We start from the raw sequence: 25195 nt of genomic DNA, 5'->3' as shown, positions 1-25195 counted from the left end.
GTATTGCCATGCCGATTTGCGCCATCGAGTCGATCGAGACCATCATCGTCGACCTTCCTACCATCCGCCCGCACAAGCTGGCGATGCACACGATGCAGAACCAGACCCTGGTGGTCATCCGTGTGCGCTGCGCCGACGGTATCGAAGGCATTGGTGAATCCACCACCATCGGCGGCCTGAGCTACGGCAATGAAAGCCCCGACAGCATCAAGATCAACATCGACCGGCACTTCGCGCCGCTGCTGCTCGGTCAGGACGCGAGCAACATCAATGCCGCCATGTTGCGCCTGGAGCGCAGCATTCGGGGCAACACCTTTGCCAAGTCGGGCATCGAAAGCGCCTTGCTGGATGCCCTCGGAAAACGCCTGAATTTGCCGGTCAGCGAGCTGCTCGGCGGCCGCGTGCGGGACGCCTTGCCGGTGGCTTGGACCCTGGCCAGTGGCAACACCGAAAAAGACATCGCCGAGGCCGAGAAGATGCTCGACCTGCGCCGCCACCGCATCTTCAAATTGAAGATCGGTGCCGGTGAAGTCAGCCAGGATTTGGCCCACGTCATCGCGATCAAAAAAGCCCTGGGCGACCGCGCCAGTGTGCGGGTCGACGTTAACCAGGCCTGGGACGAAGCCGTGGCCCTGCGCGCCTGCAAGGTGCTGGGTGACAACGGTATCGACCTGATCGAACAGCCGATTTCGCGCAACAACCGTGGCGGCATGGTCCGGCTCAACCTGTCGAGCCCGGCGCCGATCATGGCCGACGAATCCATCGAATGTGTGGAAGATGCCTTCAACCTGGCCCGCGAAGGCGCGGCCTCGGTGTTCGCCCTGAAGATCGCTAAAAACGGCGGCCCGCGTGCGGTATTGCGCACCGCGGCGATTGCCGAAGCGGCGGGCATCGGCCTGTACGGCGGCACCATGCTCGAAGGCGGTATCGGCACCCTGGCCTCGGCCCATGCCTTTCTCACCTTGAACAAACTGGCGTGGGACACCGAGCTGTTCGGCCCGCTGCTGCTCACCGAAGACATCCTCGCCGAGCCGCTGGTGTACCGCGATTTCCACCTGCATGTCTCCACCGCTCCGGGCCTGGGCCTGGCCATCGATGAAGAGCGCCTGACGTTCTTCCGTCGCGATAAATAACCCGAGGACACTTGCGATGTTGTTCCACGTAAAAATGACCGTGAACCTGCCCGTCGACATGAACCCCGAGCGCGCTGCCGGCCTCAAGGCTGAAGAAAAAGCCTTCTCCCAGCGGCTGCAACAAGAGGGCAAATGGCGCCACCTGTGGCGCATTGCCGGGCTGTATGCCAACTACAGCGTGTTCGATGTCGACAGCGTGCAGGAACTGCATGACCTGTTGATGCAACTGCCGCTTTATCCTTACATGGCCATCGAAGTGAATGCCCTGTGCCGGCATCCATCGTCGATCCGTGAGGATGATCGCTGAGTCTGTTTTTTCACCTAATAATTACAAGATGAGGATTGCACCATGTCCATCCGACTTTCCCAGACTGCTCACGCCCAACAGTTTCTCGAAGAAGCCAGCGGCAACCTTAACGACGGCGGCAACCCACGGGCCAAGGCGCTGATCTACCGGATCCTGCGGGACACGGTGAACATCATCGAAGACCTGGAAGTGACCCCGGAAGAGTTCTGGAAGGCGGTCAACTACCTCAACGAACTGGGCAAGAATCAGGAAGCCGGGTTGCTCGCGGCCGGCCTGGGCCTGGAGCATTACCTGGACATGCTGATGGACGCGGCAGACGAGGAAGCCGGCAAATCCGGCGGCACTCCGCGCACCATCGAAGGCCCGCTGTATGTGGCCGGTGCGCCGCTGTCCAAATACGAGGCGCGGCTGGATGACGGGCAGGACCCGGGCGTGCCACTGTTCATGCAAGGCCAGGTGCGTGACACCAACGGCAAGCCGCTGGCGGGCGCGATTGTCGATGTGTGGCAGGCCAACACGGGCGGCACGTATTCGTGGTTTGACGGCACGCAGTCGGAGTTCAACCTGCGTCGGCGAATCGAGACCGATGCCCAGGGCAACTACCGTTTCCGCAGCATCGTACCGTCCGGGTATGGCTGCCCGCCGACCGGCCCGACCCAGCAGTTGCTCGACCAGTTGGGGCGCCATGGCCAGCGGCCGGCGCATATCCACTTCTTCATCTCGGCGCCGGGCCATCGGCACCTGACCACGCAGATCAACCTGTCGGATGACCCGTACCTGCATGATGATTTTGCCTATGCGACGCGGGATGAGTTGATCGCCGAAATTCGCTTCAGCGAGGACGCAAACCTGGCGAAGGAGTTTGGTGTGGAGGGGCAGTTTGCACAGATTGATTTTGACTTCGAGTTGCAGCCTGCGGCAGCGCCGGTAGAACAAAAGCGCATGCAGCGAGTGCGCGCACTCGAAGACTGAACCCGGTAAAAAAGGTGGGAGCTGGCTTGCCTGCGATAGCGGTGGTGACTGACACACCGCTATCGCAGGCAAGCCAGCTCCCACCTTTGATGTGTGGTGTTCGTGCTATTTGCGAACAACCAGATCGAGCAAATCATCCCGATCCTTGATCTTCTGCAACACAATCTCCGACCGAATATCCATCACCCCCGCCGTGCGGTTCAGGTGGTTCACAATGAAATCCGAAAAGTGCTTGAGGTTGCGCGCCTGCACCCGCAGCACATAATTGCTCGCCCCCGTAATCACATACGCACTGGCCACTTCCGGCCACCCCTGCACCTTCTTGATAAACGTCTCGTGCCAATCCTCCACATCCTGACGCAACGACAGGTGGACGATGGCCTCCAGCTCAATCCCCAACTGCTCGGCGTTCAACACCGCTCGATAACCGCTGATGATTCCTTCGCTCTCCAGCAGGCGCAAACGCCGCAGGCAAGCCGAGGGCGACAGGGCGACTTTCTCCGCCAGTTCCTGGTTACTGATACGGCCATCCTGTTGCAGGAAATGCAGAAGGCGCAGGTCGGTGGCGTCGAGAATCATGGTTAGAATAAATCCGCGTGTTTGGGGGTTAAATTCGAATTTCCTACAGCTTAATTAGCCTGTTGCCCGCCACTTTGCACGAAAATTCTCTAAAGCTTCGTTCATTATTTGGCTCATTGTCACTACAAGAACAGGACTGACCATGACCACCCGCACCCATTGCCTGACCCTCGACGCCCAGGATCCGCTGGCACCATTGCGCAACCAATTCGCCTTGCCGGCCGGGGTGATCTACTTCGACGGCAACTCCCTCGGTGCGCGCCCGGTAGCGGCACTGGAGCGGGCGCAAGCGGTGATCGCCGAGGAGTGGGGCAATGGCCTGATTCGCAGCTGGAACAGTGCCGGCTGGGCCGACCTGTCCCAGCGCCTGGGCAACCGCCTGGCCCCGCTGATCGGTGCTCGCGACGGTGAAGTGGTGATCACCGATACCACCTCCATCAACCTGTTCAAAGTGCTCAGCGCAGCGTTGACTGTGCAACGCGAGCGAGCGCCAAGCCGCAAGGTGATCGTCAGCGAAGCGAGCAATTTCCCCACCGACCTGTACATCGCCGAAGGCCTGACCGAACTGTTGCAACAGGGCTACTCCCTGCGCCTGGTCAATAGCCCGGACGAACTGCCCCAAGCCATCGACCAGGACACGGCCGTGGTGATGCTCACCCACGTCAACTACAAGACCGGCTACATGTACGACATGCAGGCCCAGACTGCCTTGAGCCATGAATGTGGCGCACTGGCGATCTGGGACCTGGCGCATTCGGCGGGGGCGGTGCCGATCGATCTGCATCAAGCCGCGGCCGATTATGCGATTGGCTGCACCTACAAGTATCTCAACGGCGGGCCGGGCTCCCAGGCGTTTGTGTGGGTCAATCCGGCGCTGGTGGATGTGGTCACGCAGCCGCTGTCGGGCTGGTTCGGGCATACCCGACAGTTCGCCATGGAATCGCGTTATGCGCCGAGCCAGGGCATCGCCCGCTACCTGTGCGGCACCCAGCCGATTACCTCGCTGGCGATGGTGGAGTGTGGCCTGGATATTTTTGCCCAGACCGACATGGCCAGCCTGCGCGCTAAGTCCCTGGCGTTGACTGACCTGTTTATCGAGCGGGTGGAAAGTCGTTGCGCTGCCCACGACCTGACCCTGATCACCCCGCGTGAGCATGCCCGACGGGGTAGCCATGTCAGCTTCGAACACCCGGAAGGCTATGCGGTTATCCAGGCCTTGATCGCCCGTGGCGTGATTGGTGATTATCGTGAGCCGCGCATCATGCGGTTCGGCTTTACCCCGCTGTACACCAGCTTTGCTGAAGTGTGGGATGCGGTGGAAATCCTGGGTGAGATTCTCGATCAGAAAGCCTGGGACCAGCCGCAATTCAAAGTTCGCCACAGCGTCACCTGATACAACACAAAACCCCTGTGGGAGCTGGCTTGCCTGCGATGCAGACACCGCGGTATTTCAGTTAAACCGAGGTGATGCCATCGCAGGCAAGCCAGCTCCCACAAGGTTCAGGGCAAGCAACAAACAGTGCAATCACAATAATAAAGGGGCACGCCACGTGACCACGCCAGACCAAGGCTTTGCCGAAATAACCAATCGCGAACTGGGCCTCAGGCGCCAGCTCACTTCCGGCCAGATGAGCATGATCGCCATCGGTGGCGCCATCGGCACCGGGCTGTTCATGGGCAGCGCCTACGCCATCGGCTATGCCGGGCCCAGCGTGCTGGTGAGCTATGCCATCGGCGCACTGATCACCTTGTTGCTGATGGGCTGCCTGGCAGAGATGACCGTGGCGCATTCCACCTCGGGCTCGTTCGGCGCGTATGCGGAGTTTTACGTCAGCCCGCTGGCGGGTTTCCTGGTGCGTTATGCGTACTGGGCGGCGATTGTGCTGGCGGTGGGCGCCGAGGTCACGGCGGTGGCGATGTACATGAAGTACTGGTTTGCCAACGTGCCGGAATGGGTGTGGATCGTCTCGTTCTCCAGCGTGTTGATCGTGCTCAACGCCATCAGCGTCAAGACCTTCGGCAACTTCGAGTACTGGTTCTCCACGATCAAGATCAGCGCCATCGTTGGCTTCATCATCCTCGCGGTGTATGTGGTGTTCGGCTCCGGCAATCCGGATTACGGCGTGCAGAACTACACCGCCCACGGCGGCTTTTTCCCGAACGGGTTGAGCGGCATGTGGATCGCGGTGATCGTCTCGATCTTCAGTTACCTGAGCGTGGAAATGATCGCGGTGGCCGCCGGTGAAGCGGCCGACCCGGAGCAGGCGGTGAAGAAAGCCTTCCGCGCGACCATCGTGCGGCTGGTGGTGTTCTACCTGCTGACCCTGGCGCTGATGCTCGCCATCGTGCCGTGGAACCAGGCCGGCCATGCCCAGAGCCCGTTCGTCACGGTGATGCAGACCATCGGCATTCCCGGCGCCACCGGGGTGATGAACTTTGTGATCCTGATCGCCGCCTTGTCGGCGATGAACAGCCAGCTCTACATCACCACCCGCATGATGTTCAGCCTGTCCCGCGCCGGCTTCGCGCCCAAGTCCATGGGCGCCTTGAGCAAGAGCGGGATCCCGTTGAACGCCTTGTTGCTGTCCAGCTCGGGCATTGCCCTGGCAACCCTGCTGAACGTGGTGTACCCGGAAAGCTCATTCACCTTGATGATGGCGATCTCGATGTTTGGCGCGATCTTCACCTGGTTCATGATCTTCCTTACGCACCTGTTTTTCCGCCGCTACCGCAAGCGTCACGGCGGGCCGAAGCTGTCGTTCCAACTGGCGCTGTTTCCCTACAGCACGTTGCTGGGCCTGGTGCTGATGGGCGCGGTGATGGTCACCACGTTCTTCACCGATGCGTTCAAGATGACGCTGGTGTTCGGGGTGCCATTCCTGCTGATTCTGTCGCTGGTGTACTACGTATTTTTCCGCAAGGGCGCGGCCAAGGCGTCGAACAAGGCTTTGGCATAACCCGGTAATTGCTCGAACTCGCGCGCGCATAACAGCAGTTTGCGACAGGCCCAATCCTCGGTCAGGGGTTGGGCCTTGAAGCGCCGTTCCAACGGCCAGCGCTCCAGCGCGGCCAGGGGCACTATGCCCAGCCCGGCGCCCCGGGCAACCATGCGAATCAGCCCGTCAAACCCATCTGCACGGATACGTGTCTGCAAGCGAAAGCCTGCGTGCAATGCCTGTTCTTCCAGGTACACCGCCAGCGCGCTGTCGGCGGCCAGGCCTACGTAGTCGTGCTGCAAGCTGTCGATAAAACTCACGGTGCGCCCGGCCAGCGGGTGATCCAGCGGCATGATCAGCACCAGCGGGTCGTCACGAAAGGGCAGGGTTTGCAGGCCGTGGGTGTCCACCGCATCGGAAATGATCCCCAGGTCTGCCGCGCCCTGGCGCAAGGCGTGGGTGATGCGCAGGCTCGGCAGTTCCTGCAGGTCGATGTCGAGGTTGGGGTGCTCGTGCAGAAAGTCCGCCAACAGTTCCGGCAGGTATTCGCTCAGGGCGGTGGTGTTGCACAGCAGGCGCACCTGGCCTTTGACGCCGTTGGCGTATTCCGCGAGGTCTTGTTGCAGGTGCTCGGCTTGCTGCAGCAGCAGGCGGGCGTGACGGGCCAGGGCTTTGCCCGCCGCTGTCGGGGTGACGCCACGGCGGCCACGTTCAAGAAACTCGATGCCCAGGGAGGCTTCCATCGCCCGGATCCGTGCACTCGCCGCCGCCAGGGACAAATGGCTGCGGCTGGCGCCGGCGGTGATGTTGCCGGTGTCGAGGATGTGCAGGTACAGGCGCAGGTCGATCAGGTCAAAGTGCATGGGCTGGGATTTCCGAGTGGATGGACCGGCCTCCTCGCAGGCAAGCCAGCTCCCACAGTTGGAATGCGATCAACTGTGGGCGCTGGCTTGCCTGCGATGACGTCATCAGCCTCATGCAAAACAAGAGGCTGCCTCAGTATATGGCGAATTTTCAGACATCACCCAAACCTGCAAAATCGACCCATGAATACCTTACTCGCGTTCTACCAAAACCTCGGTCCAGCCCTGACATTGCTGGTGATCGGCACCTTCCTGCTGGCCGGTACGGTCAAGGGCGTCATCGGTCTGGGCTTGCCCACTGTCGCGATGGGCATGCTCGGCCTGGCTATGCTTCCGGCGCAGGCTGCGGCCTTGCTGATCATCCCGTCGACGGTTACCAACCTCTGGCAACTGGCGTTCGGCGGTCATTTGAGTGCCTTGATCAAACGCCTGTGGCCGATGCTCCTGCTGATTTTTCTCGGCACCGGGCTGGGCTCGTTGTGGCTGGGCATGGACGGCGGGCATTGGGTGGTGCGGGCGTTGGGCGGGGCATTGCTGATGTATGCCCTAAGCGGGTTGTTTCTGCCGACCTTCAAGGTGAGCCCGGCCACCGAGCGTTGGCTGGGACCGTTGTGCGGCGTGCTGACCGGTATTATCACCTCGGCCACCGGCGTGTTCGTGATTCCGGCGGTGCCGTATCTGCAAGCGTTGGGTTTGAATCGCGATCAACTGGTGCAGGCGTTGGGGCTGTCGTTCACCGTGTCGACCCTGGCGCTGGCGGCCGGCCTATTCTGGCGTGGCAGCCTGGGCGGCGGCGAATTGAACGCCTCGTTGCTGGCGCTGCTTCCCGCGCTGCTCGGGATGTGGCTGGGCCAGGCCCTGCGCCAGCGCATCAGTGCCGTGCTGTTCAAGCGGGTGTTCTTTGTCGGCATGGCCGCGCTGGGAGGTCATCTGCTGATCAGTGGTTAAGAATCAACTGTTGATTCGTGCTTTTTAATCAAATGTATTTTGCCTTTCCGACGCTTATTCCAAAGCATCGGCCCCGTTACCCTGCCTTCAGACATTTTTAATCTTTAGGCACACCCCATGAAGAAAGTTCTCTTGCTCAACGGCGGTAAAAAATTTGCCCACTCTGACGGCCGCTACAACAGCACCCTGCATGAAGCGGCGCTGGCGGTGCTCGACCGTGGTGGCATCGATGTCAAGGAAACCCACATCGACGCCGGCTACGACGTGGCCGAAGAAGTCGCCAAATTCCTCTGGGCCGACGTGATCATCTACCAGATGCCCGGCTGGTGGATGGGCGCCCCGTGGATCGTCAAGAAATACATCGATGAAGTCTTCACCGAAGGCCACGGCAGCCTCTACGCCAGCGACGGCCGCACCCGCTCCGATGCATCGCAGAAATACGGCAGCGGCGGCCTGATCCAGGGCAAGCAATACATGCTGTCCCTGACTTGGAACGCACCGCAACAAGCCTTTGACGACCCTACCGACTTCTTCGAAGCCAAGGGCGTGGACGCGGTGTATTTCCCGTTCCACAAAGCCAACGAATTCCTCGGCATGACCGGCCTGCCGACCTTCCTGTGCGTGGACGTGATGAAGCGCCCAGCCATCGAAGCCGACGTGGCGCGGTATGAGCAGCATCTGGCACAGGTGTTTAACCTGAGTCTGTAATGCAGCTAGTATCCGTGCAGCCGCTATAAAGAGGATTCACGTTGAAAGCCCGATCCGATGAGCTACAGATCTTTGTCTGCGTGATTGAATGCGGGTCGATTTCCGCCGCAGCCGAGCAGGTCGGGCAGACGCCGTCAGCGGTCAGCCGCACTTTGTCGCGCCTGGAAGCCAAGCTCGACACCACCCTGATCAACCGCACCACCCGGCGCATGGACCTGACCGAAGAGGGCAAGTATTTCTTCGAGCGGGCCAAAGTGATCCTCGAGCAAATGGACGACCTGGAGGAGCGCCTGTCGTCGCGCCAGCAAACACCGTCGGGGCGCCTGCGGATCAACGCGGCGTCGCCGTTCATGTTGCATGCGATCGTGCCGTACGTCGCCGAGTTTCGTGGCCTGTACCCGGATATCCAGCTGGAACTGAACAGTAACGACCTGATCATCGACCTGCTGGAGCAGAGCACCGACATCGCGATCCGCATCGGTGCCCTGGCCGACTCGACCCTTCACGCCCGCTCACTGGGTTGCAGCCCGCTGCATATCCTCGCCAGCCCGGCTTACCTGAAACAGCACGGTACGCCCGCCACCGTTGCCGAACTGGCCGAACACACTTTGCTCGGTTTCACCCAGACCGAAACCCTGAACCATTGGCCACTGCGCCATGTGCACGGGGATCGCTGGCAGATCCAGCCGGGCGTTGCCGCCTCCAGCGGCGAAACCTTGCGCCAGCTGGCACTGGAAGGGCAGGGCATCACCTGTCTGTCGGACTTCATGACCGCCCAGGACATCAAGACCGGACGCCTGATACCGGTGCTGGCCGAGTTCAACAGCGGCTATCGCCAGCCGATCAACGCCGTGTACTACCGCAACTCGCAATTGGCCTTGCGCATCCAGTGTTTCCTGGACTTTATCCAGGGCAAGCTGGCCAGTTACGCCAGCTGATTCGTGACCCCTGCGCAAGATTGAATTGGGCAATACGGACTTATTCCGCATGGATAGGTCCGCAATACTGACGCCATCAATTACTCACGCAGGGAGACACCTCCATGAACGTATTCATTACCGGCGCTGCCGGTTTTATCGGCGGCTCCATCGCCACTGGCCTGGTCAAGGCCGGCCATAACGTCACCGGCCTGGTGCGCAGCGCCGAACAAGCCGAAGAAATGACTGCACTGGGCATCACGCCGGTGATCGGCACGCTGGATGACAGTGCGCTGTTGACCGAGCAAGCGAAGAGAGCAGACGCCGTCATCAACGCCGCCAGCAGCGACCATCGCGGTGCCGTGGAAACGTTGCTGGCCGCACTGCGCGGCTCCAACAAAACCTTCCTGCACACCAGCGGTTCGAGCATCGTCGGCGATGCGTCGGGCGGTAAGTCCAGCGATGTCATCTACTACGAAGACAACTTGCCGGAGCCGACTGTCGACAAGGCCGCTCGCGTGGCCATCGACAACCTGATTCTCGCTGCCGCCCAAGACGGCGTGAACTCGGCGGTGATCTGCAACACCCTGATCTACGGCCACAGCCTGGGCGTTAAGCGCGACAGCGTGCAGTTGCCGCGCTTGCTCAAACAGGCGCGCAAAAGCGGTGTAGTGCGGCATGTGGGCACCGGGCAGAACATCTGGTCCAACGTGCACATTGAAGACGTGGTCGCGCTGTACCTGCTGGCGCTGGAGAAGAATGTGCCGGGCACGTTCTACTTTGTGGAAAGTGGCGAAGCGGCGTTTGTCGACATGACCACCGCGATTGCCGAAGCGTTGAAGCTGGGTAAACCGCAGGATTGGCCATTGGCCGACGCCGAGGCCGAGTGGGGTTATGAAATGGCCAACTATGGCCTGGGCTCCAACAGCCGTGTGCGCGGCAAGCATGCGCGGGAATTGCTGGGGTGGGCGCCGAAGCGGACTTCTGTAGTCGAGTGGATTCGCAACGAGATGGTTTGATGTTCGCTTGAGACCGAGGCGAGCCCTTCGCGAGCAAGCCCGCTCCCACATTTGACCGAGTTCCAAAGTTGGAACTCGATTAAGTGTGGGAGCGGGCTTGCTCGCGAAAGGGGCGACTCGGTCCAACGGTCTTACCCAACACTAGCCCCACCCCGCCCAATTCCGTACCATCCCCCGCCTTATCCCCGCAACTCCCCGGTACTTCAATGAACCTCACCCGTCTGCGCGCCGATGCCCTGGCCGGACTCACCACGTCTTTCGCCTTGCTGCCCGAATGCATCGCCTTTGCCCTGGTGGCTCACCTCAACCCGCTGATGGGCCTCTATGGCGCGTTCATCATCTGCACCCTCACCGCGCTGTTCGGCGGCCGGCCCGGTATGGTCTCCGGTGCCGCCGGTTCGATGGCCGTGGTGATCGTTGCACTGGTGGTGCAGCACGGCGTGCAGTACCTGGTGGCCACGGTGTTGCTGGGCGGCTTGATCATGGTCGCTTTCGGCCTGTTGCGCCTGGGCAAGCTGGTGCGCATGGTGCCGCACCCGGTGATGCTCGGGTTCGTCAACGGACTGGCGATCATCATTGCCCTGGCGCAGTTGGAGCATTTCAAGAGCGGTGACACCTGGCTCAGCGGCACGCCGTTGTACGTGATGACCGGGCTGGTCGCGGCAACCATGACCATTGTCTACCTGCTGCCGCGCCTGACCCGCGCGGTGCCACCGGCCCTGGTGGCGATCCTCGGTGTGGGCCTGGCGGTGTACCTGCTCGGCCTGCCGACCCGCACCCTGGGCGACATGGCCCACATTGCCGGTGGCCTGCCGACCTTCGCGTTGCCACAGATTCCCTGGACCCTCGAAACCCTGCACATCATCGCGCCCTACGCGATCCTGATGGCCATGGTCGGGCTGCTGGAAACCCTGCTGACCCTCAACCTCACCGACGAAATCACCGAAACCCGTGGTTACCCCGACCGCGAAAGCGTGGCCCTGGGCGCGGCCAATATGGTCTCTGGCCTGTTCGGCGGCATGGGCGGCTGTGCGATGATCGGGCAAACCGTGATCAACCTCAGTTCCGGCGGGCGTGGGCGCTTCTCCGGGGTGTTTGCCGGGGTGATGATCCTGTTGTTCATTCTGTTTCTGTCACCGCTGATCGAGCGCATTCCGCTGGCGGCGCTGGTAGGGGTGATGTTCGTGGTGTCCCAGCAGACGTTTGCCTGGGCGTCCCTGCGGGTGATCAACAAGGTGCCACTCAACGACGTGCTGGTGATCATGGCGGTGACGGTGATTACCGTGTTCACCGACCTGGCGACGGCGGTGCTGTGCGGGATTGTGATTGCGGCGCTGAACTTTGCCTGGCTGCAAGCGCGTGAGCTGTACGCGGATGAGCATATGGAAGCGGATGGCAGCAAGCTCTATCGGGTGCACGGCACGCTGTTTTTTGCCTCGACCACGCCGTTCCTGAACCGGTTCGATCCGGCCAACGACCCGGCCCAGGTAACGCTGGATTGCCGTCACTTGAGCTTCGTCGACTATTCAGCGATTGCCGCGTTGATGACCCTGCGCGAGCGCTACACCAAGGCCGGCAAGCATTTGCGGGTGCTGCACCTGTCCGAGCGCTGCCGCAAACTGCTCAAGCGCGCCCGGGTGCAGCACGACTGACAGTTGTTGAAGCGCAATGATCGTTCCCATGCTCTGCGTGGGAACGCCGCTTTGGACGCTCCGCGTCCGCTCTTAAAGTCGTGACGCGGGGCGTCACAGGATGCATTCCCACGCAGAGCGTGGGAGTGATCATGGGCCGACCAGGTTTTCCAGTTCCTGGGCGCGGGTCTGGGTCATGTCCAGCACGCAGCCGGAGCCGTTGACCTGATCAATGGTGCCGCCGGTTGCCGAGCCGATGAAGCCGCAGTTCGCATCGCGAAACTTGAGCCACTGGCGCTGTACGTCTTGCAGCTGCTGCTTGCGGTTGCCTTCCATCGCCGTCATGGCGGCTTTGTAGGCGGTGTTCAGGCGTGCGTCCTGCACCTTGGTTTCCTTGGCGTTGCAATCGACCATGTCGGCGGTGGTGTTGGCGCCGTCCATGCATTTTTTCAGCGCCGCGTTCTCATCGGCCGAAGCCGTGCCGCCCAAGGCCAGCAGCAGCGCGCCGGCGGCGAAAGGAACAAGCAGGTGTTTACGATTCATTCTGGGTTTTCCTGGTCATGAGTCGGTGTGCAGTCTAAGACTAGGCCTGCGCAGTTGAGTTTCCAGCCCCGCCAATCTTCATGTAAGAACGCCCCCCGGATTTTCATCCGCTGACCCCGGGCATATCCCTGTGCGACATGGCTTGTCTGTGGGCGAAAATTACTTTCATAAAAATTGAAAATCCACCTCGGTAATGATTTATGACTTTCACAACCTATTCGACGTGACCCTTTCCGAGGAGTACCGCATGGCCGCATCACCGGGGTATTGGCTGTTGATCTACGCCGCCATCGCCATCATTGCATTGATCGTATTGATCGCGCGTTACCGGCTCAACCCGTTTATCGTCATCACCCTGGTGTCTATCGGCCTGGCGCTGTTGGCCGGGATGCCGGCGGATACGATCATGGGCTCCTACGAGGCGGGTGTCGGCAAGACGCTGGGGCATATTGCGCTGGTGGTCGCGCTGGGCACCATGCTCGGCAAGATGATGGCCGAGTCCGGCGGCGCCGAGCAGGTGGCGCGCACGCTGATCAACCGGTTTGGCGAGCGGAATGCGCACTGGGCAATGGTGTGTATTGCGTTCCTGGTGGGGCTTCCGCTGTTTTTCGAGGTCGGTTTTGTGTTGCTGGTGCCGATCGCGTTTACGGTGGCGCGGCGGGTAGGCGTATCGATCCTGATGGTCGGACTGCCGATGGTGGCCGGCTTGTCGGTGGTGCATGCGCTGGTGCCGCCGCATCCGGCAGCGATGATGGCGGTGTTGGCCTATAACGCGTCTGTCGGGCAAACGGTGTTGTACGCGATTTTGATCGGTATTCCGACCGCGATCATTGCCGGTCCGCTGTACGCCAAGTTCATCGTGCCGCACATTCACCTGCCAGCGGAAAACCCGCTGGAACGCCAGTTCATCGACCGCGAACCGCGTACCCGTTTGCCGAGTTTCGCCCTGACCATGGGCACCATCCTGTTGCCGGTGGTGCTGATGATGATCGGCGGTTGGGCTAACCTGATTTCCACACCGGGCACCGCGTTCAACCAGTTCCTGTTGTTTATCGGCAACTCGGTCATCGCGCTGCTGGTGGCGACCCTGGTGAGTTTCTGGACGCTGGGCCTGGCCCAGGGTTTCAACCGCGAATCGATCCTCAAGTTCACCAACGAATGCCTGGCACCAACGGCCAGCATCACCTTGCTGGTGGGCGCGGGCGGTGGTTTGAACCGGATTCTGGTAGACGCTGGTGTCACCAATGAAATCCTCGGCCTGGCCCATGCCTTCAACCTGTCGCCCTTGGTAATGGGTTGGCTGTTCGCCGCGTTGATGCGTATCGCCACGGGCTCGGCCACGGTAGCCATGACCACTGCCTCGGGCGTGGTAGCGCCGGTTGCCATGGGCCTGGGTTATCCCCACCCGGAATTGCTGGTGTTGGCCACCGGTGCGGGTTCGGTGATCTTTTCCCACGTGAACGACGGCGGCTTCTGGCTGATCAAGGAATACTTCAATATGACGGTGATCCAGACCTTCAAGACCTGGACCGTGCTGGAGACCCTGATTTCGGTGGTCGCCTTCGGTCTGACTTATGGTTTGTCCTGCATCTTGTAACCCGGAGCCCAACCGATGGACATCCTCTACCAGATCCGCGCCCGCCAGGATTCCTTCAGCGCCGGCGAAGGGCGTATCGCCAAGCTGATGCTCGATGATGTCGGCTTTGCAGCGTCCGCCAGCCTGGAAGCGTTGTCCCAACGGGCCGAGGTCAGCACCGCCACCTTGTCGCGTTTTGCCCGCAGCGTCGGTTGCCGCGACCTGCGTGACCTGCGCCTGCAACTGGCCCAGGCCAGCGGTGTCGGCAGCCGCTTTCTCGACCCGGCGGGCCTGCCTGAGCAGTCGGCCTTTCACCGGCAGATTCTCAGCGATATCGAATCGACGTTGCGCCGGCATTTGTCCGGTTTCAACCAGCGCAGTTTTATCGACGCCGTGAGCCTGCTGGGCAAAGCGCGGATGATCCACGCGTTCGGCATGGGCGGGCCATCGAGCCTGTGCAGCGATGAGTTGCAAGTGCGCCTGGTGCGCCTGGGCTACTCGATTGCCGCCTGCCACGACCCGGTGATGATGCGCGTGACCGCCGCCACCCTGGGCCAGGAGCATGCGCTGATCGTCTGCTCGCTGACCGGTATCACCCCGGAAGTGTTGGGAGTGGTGGCGCTGGCGCGTAACTACGGCGCAAAAATCATCGCGATCACCTTGCCGGATTCTCCGCTGGCGCAGTTGGCCGATGTGCTGCTGCCGCTGCAACCGGCGGAAACCAGTTTTATCTACAAGCCAACGGCGGCGCGCTACGGAATGCTGTTGGCCATCGACGTGCTCGCTACCGAGCTGGCCTTGGCCATGCCCGACGACAATCAGGAACGCCTGCGACGGATCAAGCTGGCCCTGGACGATTATCGCGGCGGCCCCGACAGCCTGCCGCTTGGAGATTGAAATGAAGTACCACACGTTGATCCGCCAGGCGCTGATCATTGATGGCAGCAACACCCCCGGCTATATCGCCGATGTGGCAGTGCACGAGGGGCGTATCGAGAAGATCGGCGACCTGTCCCGGGACAGCGCCGAGCATGAAATCGACGCTACCGGGCGCGTATTGGCGCCGGGGTTTATCGACGTGCACACCCACGATGACACGGTAGTGATCCGTCACCCGCAGATGCTGCCCAAGCTCAGCCAGGGCGTGACTACGGTGATCGTCGGCAACTGCGGCATCAGCGCTTCGCCGGTCAGCCTGCGGGCCGATCCGCCGGACCCGATGAACCTGTTGGGCAAGCGCGACGCCTTCGCCTATCCGCGTTTTGCCGATTACCGCGCGGCGGTGGAAAGTGCCCACCCGGCAGTCAACGTGGCGGCGCTGATCGGTCACACGGCACTGCGCAGCAACCATATGGACGATCTGCACCGTACTGCCACGCCCGGTGAAATTGCCGCCATGCGCGTGCAGTTGCAGGAGAGTCTGGCGCACGGTGCCCTTGGGTTATCCACCGGGCTTGCGTACGCCAGCGCCTTCAACGCCGAGACTGATGAAGTGCTGCAGTTGAGCGAAGAACTGACGGCTTATGGCGCGGTGTACACCACCCATTTGCGCAGCGAATTCGAACCGGTGCTGGAAGCCATGGACGAGGCGTTTATGATCGGCCGTCATGCCAAGGCGCCGGTGATCATTTCCCACCTCAAATGCGCGGGCGCCGGTAACTGGGGGCGCAGCCCGCAACTGTTGGCTTCTCTGGAACACGCGGCGAAGACTCACCCGGTGGGCTGCGATTGCTATCCCTATGCGGCCAGCTCTTCGACCCTGGACCTCAAGCAAGTCACCGATGCGTTTCGCATCACCATCACCTGGTCCACGCCGCACCCTGAAATGGGCGGGCGGGATTTGCAGGACATCGCTACCGAGTGGGCGATGCCGTTGATAGACGCGGCCCGTCGCCTGCAACCCGCCGGGGCGGTGTATTACGGGATGGATGAGACCGACGTGCAGCGCATCCTGGCGCATCCACTGTCGATGATTGGTTCGGATGGTTTGCCGGAAGATCCGTTTCCTCATCCGCGTTTGTGGGGCGCGTTTCCCCGGGTACTGGGGCACTTCAGCCGGGACCTTGGCTTGTTCCCGCTGCACACCGCCGTGCACAAGATGACTGGCTTGTCGGCAGCGCGCTTTGGCTTGGCTGAACGCGGTGAAATCCGTGAAGGGCATTGGGCCGACCTGGTCCTGTTCGATCCGTTGCGGGTGCGGGATGTGGCGGACTTCAAGGCGCCGCAGCGCGCGGCGGAAGGGATTGACGGTGTGTGGGTCAATGGCGTGCTGAGCTACAGCGACGGGCAGGCCAATGGGCAGCGGTCCGGACGATTCCTGGCGCGCAGCGGGGATTTGCGAAAGGGGTTTGCGGCCGTATAGTGGCCGCTCTCAAACACGGAGCAATCGCCATGCACTTAGGAAAAGTCACTCCCATTTTGCGCAGTTTTGACGAGGCCAAAACGTTGGAGTTCTACGTCGATTTCCTGGGGTTCAAGGTCGATTGGCAGCACCGGTTTGAAGACAACTTTCCGCTGTACTTGCAGGTGTCGCTTGGGGAATGTGTGCTGCACCTGTCCGAGCACCATGGCGATTGCACGCCGGGTGCAGCGGTGCGGATTCAGGCTCAAGGGCTGGAAGCGTACCAGCAACAGTTGCTGGCCAAGCATTACCGCAACGCCAAGCCGGGGATTGAAGACACGCCATGGGGCAGCCGCGAAATGAGCATCAGCGACCCGTCGGGAAACCGGTTGGTGTTTGTTGAAGAAGTCAGCGGCTGAGGCTGCGCGCATAAATCGCAGGCAATAAAAAACCGCCTTAGTAGGGCGGTTTTTTTGCAAACCCAGTTTAGTGGCTGGGGTTGCGCCTCACCGGAAGCATTGACCTGCTGACCGGATACTACTGTCGGTTCAGGCATCACGCAAGGCGAAGCATTGACCTGCGTCCGAAGGCTCACGTGTTCCGGTAAGTGCGCTGGAGGTAGGCCCAACTGATGGAGGGCCGAGTATGTCCAAGTTTGCACGACGTACGTGGGACCTCGTAGTGAACTCCCTGCGTGTTTATCACGTGTGGAAATTCCTGCGGGATAGCTTCGATGACCGTTAAGGTCTGAGAAGTGGGCCGCCCTGGTTTCGACCGGGGCGGCTTTTTTATGCCTGGGATTTACACCCGGAAATGGCTGACCATCTGCTGCAACTGCCCGCCCAAGCGCGCCAGTTCCACACTCGACTTGGCCGTCTCGTCACTGGCCGCTGCGGTCTGCTCCGACACGTCCCGCACATTCACGATGCTGCGGCTGATCTCTTCAGCCACGGCACTTTGCTGCTCGGCGGCCGCGGCGATCTGCTGGTTCATCGACTGGATATTCGACACCGTACGGGTGATGTTTTCCAGTGATACACCGGCCTTGCGCGTCAGTTCGACGCTGCTGTCGGTGAGGCTGCGGCTGTTGTTCATCACGGCAGCCACTTGCTGGGTGCCGTTCTGCAAACCGGCCACCAGGCCTTCGATTTCTTCGGTGGATTTCTGGGTGCGCTGGGCCAGGCCACGGACTTCGTCGGCGACCACCGCAAAACCCCGACCGGCTTCACCGGCACGGGCCGCTTCGATGGCGGCGTTGAGTGCCAGCAGGTTGGTCTGTTCGGCCACGGCCTTGATCACGTCCATCACGCTGCCGATCTTGTTGCTCTCTTGTTGCAGGTGCGTCATGGCGTCGGTGGAGCGCGCCACTTCGGCTGCCAAACGCTCGATCTGGGCGATGGCTTCGGCCACCACCTTGTCACCGGCACGGGCTTCACCGTCGGCGGCCGAGGCAGCCTGAGACGCTTGTTCGGCGTTGCGTGCGACTTCCTGCACTGTGGCGGTCATTTCGTGCATGGCGGTGGCCACTTGATCGGTCTCGATCTTCTGGCTGTTAACCCCGGCGCTGGTCTGTTCGGTCACGGCCGACAGCTCTTCGGCGGCAGCGGCGATCTGGGTCACGCCGTCGCGGATGCCGCTGATCAGTTCACGCAGGGTGGTGCCCATGCGCTGGATGCCTTGTTGCAATACGCCGAGTTCGTCGCGGCGCGTCACCTGGATGTTGTGGCTAAGGTCGCCGGAAGCGATGCGCTCTACCACGGCGAGGGTCTCGCGCAATGGGCGGGTGATCTGGCGAGTGATGATCACGGCTGCCACGATGCCCACCAGCAACGCCAGCAGCGTGCTGATCAGTTGCAGGCTGCGGGCCTGGGCGCTTTCCGCGTCACGACGTTGCAGCTGAATGTCGTACAGCTTGTCGCTGATGGTGACGATGTCGGTACCCTGGGTGGTCATTTCTGCCCGGGCCGAGACGATGTTGGCGTTGGCCGCCTTGTAGTTCTGCACCGCGCTGCGATAAGCACCGAGGGCGGTTTCCAGGGCAGTCAGTGCGGACTGTTGGCTGGCGCCAAACGCGACATGCAGGCCTTTCAAACCGTCGATGGCTTTCTCGATTTGCGCGGCGGCACGGGCTTCAGTCTCGGCGTTGACGTTGCCGGTGTAGCCGCGCACTTCGTAGCGGGCCAACTGGAACTGTTCCTTGGCGGTGGTCACGGCCTCGAACTGGGCAAAGCGCTCGGCGCTATCGGGCATCTGGCGCACGCTGGAATCCAGGGCGTCGATCTGTGTGTTGGCGATGTCTGCCTTGTCGCCCATGACCTGGCGCGCGGCGTTACCGTTGCGGTAGGCCTCGCGCATTTTGTTCAAGGACTGCTGGTAAGCGGTGATGATCGCTTTTTGATCGTTGAGCAGCTTGAGGTTGTCCGGGCTCTTGAAGCTGTCCAGCAGCTTCTGTTGTTGGGCGACAAAACCGTCGAGGTTGGTCTGTACGTTTTGCGCCACGGCTTCGTCGCCGTTGGCCAACATGTATTGCAGGCGCACGATCCGCAGTTTGGTCAGCGAAGCGTTGAGCTGGGTGATGTCGCTCATCCAGTTACTGCGGTCGATCAGGCCGCCCAGGCTGGTCCAGCCGGTGAGCGCGAGGATCGAGGTGAGGACCAGTACCAGGCCGAAGCCCAGGCCCAGTTTCATATTGACGCTGATGTTGCCGAACCAACTATTCATCGCATTCCTCCAGGAACAGATTTGCGGGTACATCCGGTTGCTGGAAGTAGCGACCAGCCGATGGGTAGTCAGGAGGTATCGGCAGCCCTGGCGAGAGCTGAAACGGTTTTTTCGTGAGGGGAAGATTTATGGACCGTGAGCGACGAGCGGTCGCACCGCCCTCATGCAGAGGGCGGTGCGAGGGTCAATGGACTTGGCGCATTCTTTTGCTGGTGGTGATGATGTCGATCAACGCTTCCCTGCTGCTGAAACGGCGGTCATCCAGGTTCCAGCGATTGACGAAGTGACCCCTGGCATCCTGCTGCAACGAGGTGTGGACCAGTACACCTTCGCGGTTTTTATGGACCATCTCCAACCCGTCGTCCAAGGTGCGCTGAAGCAGGTAATCGCCTTTGCGCCGCAGGCGTTGTTCGAGGCTGAGGGATGGCGCGGGCGCGACCGGTGGCGGCAATGGCGCACCGGCGACTTTGACGTTTTTCTTGAAGTCGTAGCGCACCAATGGCCATTGCTGCTCGCGCGGTAGCGCCTGGACGCTGGCGGGCTCACGCACAAAGCCGCTGGCCGACCCCGGAGGCACATCGTCCAACAGTAAACTGATGCCGTTGTTGAGCTCGGCAATGCCCGGCACGCCGCGATGGGTATTGGCGTGCGTTTCGCCCACCAGCGCGACCCACTTGTGTGGCCCCTGTTGAAGCTGATCGGCGCGGATCACCTGGGTCGCAAAGTAGTTGAACATTGATGTCCTGGAGGCGGTCATGCCGTCCACCCGCAAGCTGGCGACACAGTCGAGTGCGCGGATCCGCACGTTATGCTTCATCGCCACCTGCACCAGGCTGACAAAGCTGTAGGGGCTGTCGGCCGGTACGCCGTGGCCTTTGTCCAATGCGTTGAGGTAACTCCACAGCTCATCGGGCATAAAGCCCAGGCTGTGGACGATATCCAGGTCGGCCTGATGCAGCTCGGTGGTGAGTTGCTCCATGTACAGGGTTTTTACTTCGCGCTGGCCCTTCAGGTATTCCATGTGCCGGCTGAGGAAGCCTTTGCTCGACGTACCGGCGTGGGATTCGCCGACTACCAGGCCATCGGCGGTGTCCAGCAGTTGATCGATAAACTTCACCTCATCCACGGCCGGGTCGACCGCAAGCAGTGCTCCCCGCGCAGGCGGCGTGTGTTCGGTAAAAAATGCCTGGGCCTGGGTCTGAAGTTTTTTGCGGGTCTGGTCGAACGTGGTTTGTGCCGCGCGACGGCTACTGGCGGTCTCCCTGTAGGCGGTGGCGAAGAGCGCTTCACGCGTGCCTATCGGCAGGGTGATTTCATCGCTGATCAGGTTCAGGTGTTCATGCGGCAGGTCAAAGGTGCTGAAGTGATGCGGCGCTTCCGCAGGCAGGGGGCGCGTTGGCCGTAGCGAGTATGAGCGCTCCACCGAGGAGCCCGGACGCGGTGCCGGTTGGCTTGCCGTGTACAACGACAGCTTCAGGTCGCCCTTGGCCAGGGCATCGCCGGGAATGCCGCCGGCCACATCGGCGATGACTCGGGTGGGTTGGTCGAAGGCGTCGTCGACCCGCAGGGCAATGCTCTTTTGCAGGTCGGCCAGGCCCGGCGTGCCGCGATAGGTACTCATGCGTTTTTGATCAACCAACGCTATCCAGCGTTCGCCCGGTTTTTTGGCCTGGTCGTCGTTGATGAGGGTGTGGGAGTAAAAGTTGGTCAGCCGGTTGGAGCGAATCGGTGCCGGGCGTGAATCAAGCAGGCACAGGGTGTTTTCCAGATCGTAGGAGCTTGAGGCGTTCAACGGCCGAACCTCTATCCCGTGCTGTTGTGCGGTTTTTACCAGCATCCAGTGGCCATGCAACCCTTCGGGGTCGCGGTAATTTTCCTTGTCGAGGGATTTGAGCTGGCCCTCGGCCCGTTTGGAGAAACCACTGGAAAACCGTGAATGGGTTTTCAGGTGATGAATGTCGCGCCACAGCGGCTCGATATAGAGAACCGTCACGTTCAGTTCGCGCAGGTACTGCATGTTTTCGATCAGCACCTGTTTAGCCACGGTGGAAAACGGAGCCTCGCCCACCACCAGGTTGTGCGCGTCATCGATCAGCAGCTTGAGCAAGTCACGCACGGCAATGTCTGGCGCTGGGTTCAGGGTTTCGGCCCGGGGAACCACGGCGGGCAACCGTGCAAAAAATGCGTCGGCGTCATCCGTCAGTGCCCTGACGTTGTCCAGGTGTTGCCTGAGTGCCGGGTCGAGTTGCCGGCGCGAGATCCAGATGGTGTGAGTATTGAGATCTCGATCCAGATAGGCGATCTGCTGGAAAAGCGCCGACCTGTCCTCGGGGGCGATGATGGCCGCTACGTCCCTGCGATATTTTTTCGACAACTCATAGGGCTGCCCGAGCCTTTCAGGGTCTGGCATGCCACCGATGACACCGGAGCGCTGCCACTGGCCGTCCACCGTCTGGTTCACCAGCTTGCCGGTGGAGCGCAATTGCCCGCTGGTGTTGTCATAGCGAAATAACAGGAATCGTCCCAGGCTGTCCGGGGTATGCGAGGCCCACAGGTTGTCGCCAGCAAACAGCACGGGCTGCATGCCCTGAGGCAATGGGGGTTGCGGTTGCAGTTGCTTGATCAAGGTCATGGCCTGCTGATCCTTGGCCACCCGCGCAACATGGCGCAATGGCGGACGGGCGAGCTTGACGGGGGCGAAGAGCAGGGGCCGCAGGTCGGTCAACAACGCCCCGCCGGCATTGAGCAGCGCGCCCAGATAGTGTCCCAGCGCGGCGGCGGTGTCGTTGCGGCTGTAGGCATGCAGGGCGAGCATCGAATCCTTGAACACCAGCAAGCCGCCCAAGGCCAGGCTCAGTGTCGGGAAGGGCGCGGTCAGCACGGCAATGGTGATTTCGCCGATCACGCTGACCAGCTCCATGATCATCTGCAAGCGCCCGGTGGTGGTGCTTTTGACTTCGTCGATACGGTGACGCAGCTTTTTGTCGTAGGTGTGGTAATGCAGGTTCTTGAGCGACAGTGCGGTGCGAGGCACTTCGTCGAACACCGGCTTGGAATACACCCCCTTGAGCTGTGCCGGCAGGCCGGCCACCAAAGCATGCAACCTCGGCTCGAACGCCGTGCGCTCAACGCTGGCGACCCGGCTGATGTAGTAGGTGTCCATGCCTTCAAGGTTTTTCAGGCGTTCGTTGAATTCCTGTTGCGGCCTGAAGGCGATGCCATCCGGTGCGTGCGGGGTGTAGAGCAGGGGCAGGTCGTCGGCATGGTGGAACAGGTAGCAGCCATCGATCACTTGCCCGCTGATTTGCAGGGGATAGAGCCGATGCCGATTGCGCACGGCATCGCTGTTATCGGCCAGGCTGTCGATGCTTTTTTCCAGCCAGGCCAGGTCGCTTGTTGCCAGACAGCCTTGCAGGCAGCACTCAAGCGCGGCGACGTGCATGTGCAGTTGGGTAACCTCCAGGGCCATATTGCGGCGCCATGCATAGTGGGGGGCTTGTGGGTCCAGCAGGGTTTTCTCGACCTCGGCGACATAGCGATCACCGATCCAGGTGCCTCTGACCGAGTTGCTCACCGTTTGCGCGGTGAGTCGATTCAGGTCGACGCCGGGCGGTCCCTTGAACTGCGCGGTGGTGCTGGCGTCGGGGTTGATAAAGCCCAGGCTGGCGTCGTAGCCGTTGCGGTACAGCGTGGTGTAGCTGACGCGTTCGCGCGGGGTGATCACGCCCACGAGGTTTGGGTCTACCGTCGGGATCGGGTTGCCGAGCAGTTGGTTGAGGGCAGTTTTTGCCGCCTTGTGCAAGTAACTGTCGAAGTCGGGAAACTGTTGTGGGCTACCCGGGCTTGCGGCGTAGGCCTGTGCAGCGCCCTGTGCCTGTTCCTTGAGGTCGGCGAGTTTCTGTCGGTCGGCTGCCGATGCCTGGCTCAGCCACTTGGGCATCTGATGCAGGTATTCATCGGCCTGCATGGCCAGCGTCGTGGTGCTCATTTCCACCAGGCAGGCCTCATAGGTGGAGGGCGCGCCGAAACTGATCATCAAATACTCAAGGCTGGCCGGGGTAAAACCCAGGGCGGAAAGCATCGCGCTGTATTTGGGCCGGATCCGGCTGACCAGTTGTTCAAGCAGGTAGTCTTTCATGCTGCGCGAACCGGGGACGGACGCTACCTCCTGGCTCCAGCCGAGGATGTGCGCCTGCAATTCCCGCTCGCTGCCAAAGGCCTGGAACTGTTCGGCGCGCGGCGCGTGAGGCGTGCACAGCAGCAAGCGTTTGACCGCACCCATTGCATCGGTCTGGCGCAGCACCCACAGGTCTTTGAGCGGAGCCTTGTGCAGGAACAGGCAGCAGGCGGTGAGTGTGGGCGATGGCCCTTCACTCAGGGTCTGGATCAGTGCGTAGTCATCTGCACTGATATGGTTTTGCAACGACGCACTGTAGGCCAGCGCGTGCAGGCGGCTGTCGAGCATCTGCTGCATGGCTTCCTGTACGGCGGGCAAACTGTGGGCACGTTTTTGTTCTTCGGCGAAGGTCAGGCTTGGTTGAACCTTGGCCAGCAGCTCGGCGAGGTAGGCCGGGGTGACGTCCTGGAACTCGGGCGGCAATGGCTGCTGGGCGTAGGTCAGTTGGGTGTGCTCGAGAAACTCGGAACCGGCTTGTTCATCGCCACGGTGCAAGCCACGTACCGCCAGTTGCACCAGGTTGTTGTGCTGGTTGTACGAGTTGCCTGACTTAAGGGTGCGCTCGGTGCCGATCTGCAGTTGCTCGGGGATCAGGCCCTGGATATCCAGGTCGTCATCCAGGTGCTCAAGCAATTGCAGGCGTGCCATGGTCTCGGGCGAGGCCGCCGGGCCGAGCAGCGCCAGCACTTGCAGGCTGAGGTGTTCGTAAGTACGCAGGTGTTCGGCGAGGGTTTTGCGCTGAGCTTCATTGGCGCTACGGTACCAGTCGGGGGCTGATTCGTGGAGCAGTTTTTCCAGTAATTGTTGCGCGCGCAGTTCCAGGCGCGAGGCCAGGTCCCAAGGCGAGCAGCGCAGCGCCTGGTCCAGTTCGAGGGTCATTCTGGCGACGTCTGCCGGCGCTGGGTGGCCGTCCAGGCCAAGGGCAAACGCGATGTCCTGATGTTGTTTGTCCTGCAGGGCGTTGTAGGTGTGTTCGTTCAGCGGGAGGCTGTCGATAGGCTCTGGCACCAGCGGCCAGATACTCGCCGCGCGCAAGTGCTGGTAACGGCGCGGCAAGTGTTGCAGCAGTTCCTGGCGCCAGGCCGCCTGCTTCATACGCTCTTGCAGCGTGCGATCCAGGTGTTTGAGCGAGGTGAAAGCCTCCAGTCCTCTGGACGGGGTGAACAGCAATACATCGCCGTCCTCGATCTCCAGGTGGGTGGCCGGTGTTTGGCTGCGCGTGAGGACGAACACCCCGGCGAACTCGATGGTCTGCTGACGGTAGCGAAACGTCAGGCGATGGATGCCCGGGCGCAGCTCGGGGCCGCTGACGATATTCGTCACCAGCAACTGGTCGGCAGGGCTGAGCAGGCGATCCTTGACCTTCAGCCTGGCCTCGGCCTCCAGCATCGGCTGATGGCTGTCGAGTATCCAGTTCTTGCGTAAATGGCCGTTGGGCCGCCGTTCGATTTCCAGGGCGGCCAACTTCTTGTGCAATGCCTGGCTGATGCGCGTGCGGTTCAATCGGCCGGGTTCGCCCTGGATCACCCAATTGCCGGGGACGGTGTAATGCACTTGTGCGTTCTGCAGGCTCCAGCGGCTCTCTTCTGCCAGGGCTGCGTGCAGCGCCTGCATCTCCAGCAACTCGGCAGAGGACTGCGCAGCGGGCGCCTGGCCATTGGGGAAAACCTGCAAGCGATGACCGATTTGCAGCAGGTAGTTGTTCAGTTGTTCGGGGGTGAGTGGTGATGTGTTCGGGGGCAGGGCGGGCATGGCCGGTCCTCAGGGTGGATTGATCCCTGAGGGTGCGCAGTCTTGCAGTGTCGATGGCGGTAGTTAGTTACT

General features: G+C 61.3%; 18 protein-coding genes and 2 pseudogenes. 14 read left to right on the top strand and 6 right to left on the bottom strand.

Annotated features, from left to right (window positions below; all coding sequences use genetic code 11):
- The first annotated feature begins 8 nt into the window (after nt 1-8).
- Genes BLU46_RS12525 through catA form a run of 3 tightly spaced genes read left to right on the top strand, consistent with a single transcriptional unit; the run spans nt 9 to nt 2412 of the window.
- The gene (locus tag BLU46_RS12525; RefSeq protein WP_093202113.1) at nt 9-1133 is read left to right on the top strand and encodes a muconate cycloisomerase family protein; all 1125 of its coding nucleotides are present in this window, start codon (nt 9-11) and stop codon (nt 1131-1133) included.
- A 16-nt stretch (nt 1134-1149) separates the two neighbouring features.
- Entirely contained in the window at nt 1150-1440 is a 291-nt protein-coding gene (gene catC, locus BLU46_RS12520) for a muconolactone Delta-isomerase (protein WP_093202109.1), read from the top strand.
- 42 nt (nt 1441-1482) lie between these two features.
- Nucleotides 1483-2412, top strand: a complete 930-nt coding sequence (gene catA, locus BLU46_RS12515) for a catechol 1,2-dioxygenase (RefSeq protein WP_076013815.1) — start codon at nt 1483-1485, stop codon at nt 2410-2412.
- A 105-nt stretch (nt 2413-2517) separates the two neighbouring features.
- Here the strand turns inward: catA and BLU46_RS12510 are convergent, their stop codons facing one another.
- Nucleotides 2518-2991, bottom strand: a complete 474-nt coding sequence (locus tag BLU46_RS12510; RefSeq protein ID WP_003212305.1) for an Lrp/AsnC family transcriptional regulator — start codon at nt 2989-2991, stop codon at nt 2518-2520.
- Between the two features lie 142 nt (nt 2992-3133).
- Here BLU46_RS12510 and kynU point away from each other — a divergent pair, with 142 nt between their 5' ends.
- Nucleotides 3134-4384: a kynureninase gene (gene kynU, locus BLU46_RS12505; RefSeq protein WP_093202104.1), complete on the top strand. Its 1251-nt coding sequence runs from the start codon at nt 3134-3136 to the stop codon at nt 4382-4384.
- 157 nt (nt 4385-4541) lie between these two features.
- On the top strand, nt 4542-5948 hold the full coding sequence (locus BLU46_RS12500; RefSeq protein ID WP_093202099.1) for an amino acid permease: 1407 nt from the start codon (nt 4542-4544) through the stop codon (nt 5946-5948).
- Here the strand turns inward: BLU46_RS12500 and BLU46_RS12495 are convergent.
- Nucleotides 5894-6790, bottom strand: coding sequence for a LysR substrate-binding domain-containing protein (locus BLU46_RS12495; RefSeq protein ID WP_093202094.1), 897 nt, complete (start codon nt 6788-6790; stop codon nt 5894-5896). The two genes, BLU46_RS12500 and BLU46_RS12495, sit on opposite strands and share 55 nt — an antisense overlap.
- 183 nt (nt 6791-6973) lie before the next feature.
- Here BLU46_RS12495 and BLU46_RS12490 point away from each other — a divergent pair, with 183 nt between their 5' ends.
- The 5 genes from BLU46_RS12490 (at nt 6974) to BLU46_RS12470 (ending at nt 12034) form a co-directional block, all read left to right on the top strand.
- Nucleotides 6974-7738, top strand: coding sequence for a sulfite exporter TauE/SafE family protein (locus BLU46_RS12490; protein ID WP_093202090.1), 765 nt, complete (start codon nt 6974-6976; stop codon nt 7736-7738).
- Between the two features lie 117 nt (nt 7739-7855).
- On the top strand, nt 7856-8446 hold the full coding sequence (locus tag BLU46_RS12485) for an NAD(P)H-dependent oxidoreductase (protein ID WP_063033256.1): 591 nt from the start codon (nt 7856-7858) through the stop codon (nt 8444-8446).
- A gap of 41 nt (nt 8447-8487) precedes the next feature.
- Complete coding sequence (locus BLU46_RS12480; protein WP_063033255.1) at nt 8488-9384, top strand: LysR family transcriptional regulator; 897 nt, start codon at nt 8488-8490, stop codon at nt 9382-9384.
- A gap of 104 nt (nt 9385-9488) precedes the next feature.
- Nucleotides 9489-10382, top strand: a complete 894-nt coding sequence (locus tag BLU46_RS12475) for an NAD-dependent epimerase/dehydratase family protein (protein WP_063033254.1) — start codon at nt 9489-9491, stop codon at nt 10380-10382.
- A 206-nt stretch (nt 10383-10588) separates the two neighbouring features.
- Nucleotides 10589-12034: a SulP family inorganic anion transporter gene (locus BLU46_RS12470; RefSeq protein WP_093202085.1), complete on the top strand. Its 1446-nt coding sequence runs from the start codon at nt 10589-10591 to the stop codon at nt 12032-12034.
- Nucleotides 12035-12163: 129 nt separating this feature from the next.
- Here BLU46_RS12470 and BLU46_RS12465 read toward each other — a convergent pair whose 3' ends face one another.
- Nucleotides 12164-12556 carry a lysozyme inhibitor LprI family protein gene (locus BLU46_RS12465; protein ID WP_093202081.1) on the bottom strand — a complete coding sequence of 131 codons (393 nt, stop codon included), beginning with the start codon at nt 12554-12556 and terminating at the stop codon, nt 12164-12166.
- Between the two features lie 193 nt (nt 12557-12749).
- On the opposite strand from BLU46_RS12465, the gene BLU46_RS12460 reads away from it, so the two are divergent.
- From BLU46_RS12460 to BLU46_RS12445, 4 genes are read left to right on the top strand one after another with little or no spacing between them, the layout of a single operon-like run.
- Nucleotides 12750-14153, top strand: coding sequence for a GntT/GntP/DsdX family permease (locus BLU46_RS12460; protein ID WP_017478510.1), 1404 nt, complete (start codon nt 12750-12752; stop codon nt 14151-14153).
- Between the two features lie 15 nt (nt 14154-14168).
- A complete protein-coding gene (locus BLU46_RS12455) occupies nt 14169-15029 on the top strand; it encodes a MurR/RpiR family transcriptional regulator (RefSeq protein ID WP_063033252.1) in 861 nt (286 codons plus the stop codon).
- Between the two features lies 1 nt (nt 15030).
- Nucleotides 15031-16494, top strand: coding sequence for an N-acyl-D-amino-acid deacylase family protein (locus BLU46_RS12450; RefSeq protein ID WP_093202076.1), 1464 nt, complete (start codon nt 15031-15033; stop codon nt 16492-16494).
- Nucleotides 16495-16523: 29 nt separating this feature from the next.
- Nucleotides 16524-16892, top strand: coding sequence for a glyoxalase superfamily protein (locus BLU46_RS12445; protein ID WP_063033250.1), 369 nt, complete (start codon nt 16524-16526; stop codon nt 16890-16892).
- Between the two features lie 382 nt (nt 16893-17274).
- On the opposite strand, the pseudogene BLU46_RS33520 reads toward BLU46_RS12445, so the two are convergent.
- From BLU46_RS33520 to BLU46_RS12435, 3 genes and pseudogenes are all read right to left on the bottom strand, one after another.
- A pseudogene (locus BLU46_RS33520) lies at nt 17275-17871 on the bottom strand (methyl-accepting chemotaxis protein); the annotation flags it as partial.
- A gap of 258 nt (nt 17872-18129) precedes the next feature.
- A pseudogene (locus BLU46_RS33515) lies at nt 18130-19161 on the bottom strand (methyl-accepting chemotaxis protein); the annotation flags it as partial.
- A gap of 217 nt (nt 19162-19378) precedes the next feature.
- Nucleotides 19379-25123, bottom strand: a complete 5745-nt coding sequence (locus BLU46_RS12435) for a membrane-targeted effector domain-containing toxin (protein ID WP_093202067.1) — start codon at nt 25121-25123, stop codon at nt 19379-19381.
- Nucleotides 25124-25195 lie beyond the last annotated feature (72 nt).

Origin of the sequence: Pseudomonas yamanorum (assembly GCF_900105735.1) — a bacterium.
Lineage (GTDB): Bacteria > Pseudomonadota > Gammaproteobacteria > Pseudomonadales > Pseudomonadaceae > Aquipseudomonas > Aquipseudomonas yamanorum.
This window is presented reverse-complemented; position numbering and strand designations above follow the sequence as displayed.

Excerpts from the sequence above, each read along its gene's own strand:
- BLU46_RS12490 (WP_093202090.1), top strand. The coding sequence starts at position 6,974 with ATGAATACCTTACTCGCGTTCTACCAAAACCTCGGTCCAGCCCTGACA.
- BLU46_RS12465 (WP_093202081.1), bottom strand. The coding sequence starts at position 12,556 with ATGAATCGTAAACACCTGCTTGTTCCTTTCGCCGCCGGCGCGCTGCTG.
- catC (WP_093202109.1), top strand. The coding sequence starts at position 1,150 with ATGTTGTTCCACGTAAAAATGACCGTGAACCTGCCCGTCGACATGAAC.
- BLU46_RS12470 (WP_093202085.1), top strand. The coding sequence starts at position 10,589 with ATGAACCTCACCCGTCTGCGCGCCGATGCCCTGGCCGGACTCACCACG.
- BLU46_RS12455 (WP_063033252.1), top strand. The coding sequence starts at position 14,169 with ATGGACATCCTCTACCAGATCCGCGCCCGCCAGGATTCCTTCAGCGCC.
- BLU46_RS12450 (WP_093202076.1), top strand. The coding sequence starts at position 15,031 with ATGAAGTACCACACGTTGATCCGCCAGGCGCTGATCATTGATGGCAGC.
- BLU46_RS12475 (WP_063033254.1), top strand. The coding sequence starts at position 9,489 with ATGAACGTATTCATTACCGGCGCTGCCGGTTTTATCGGCGGCTCCATC.
- BLU46_RS12460 (WP_017478510.1), top strand. The coding sequence starts at position 12,750 with ATGATTTATGACTTTCACAACCTATTCGACGTGACCCTTTCCGAGGAG.
- BLU46_RS12435 (WP_093202067.1), bottom strand. The coding sequence starts at position 25,123 with ATGCCCGCCCTGCCCCCGAACACATCACCACTCACCCCCGAACAACTG.
- BLU46_RS12525 (WP_093202113.1), top strand. The coding sequence starts at position 9 with ATGCCGATTTGCGCCATCGAGTCGATCGAGACCATCATCGTCGACCTT.
- BLU46_RS12485 (WP_063033256.1), top strand. The coding sequence starts at position 7,856 with ATGAAGAAAGTTCTCTTGCTCAACGGCGGTAAAAAATTTGCCCACTCT.
- BLU46_RS12495 (WP_093202094.1), bottom strand. The coding sequence starts at position 6,790 with ATGCACTTTGACCTGATCGACCTGCGCCTGTACCTGCACATCCTCGAC.
- BLU46_RS12445 (WP_063033250.1), top strand. The coding sequence starts at position 16,524 with ATGCACTTAGGAAAAGTCACTCCCATTTTGCGCAGTTTTGACGAGGCC.
- catA (WP_076013815.1), top strand. The coding sequence starts at position 1,483 with ATGTCCATCCGACTTTCCCAGACTGCTCACGCCCAACAGTTTCTCGAA.
- BLU46_RS12510 (WP_003212305.1), bottom strand. The coding sequence starts at position 2,991 with ATGATTCTCGACGCCACCGACCTGCGCCTTCTGCATTTCCTGCAACAG.
- kynU (WP_093202104.1), top strand. The coding sequence starts at position 3,134 with ATGACCACCCGCACCCATTGCCTGACCCTCGACGCCCAGGATCCGCTG.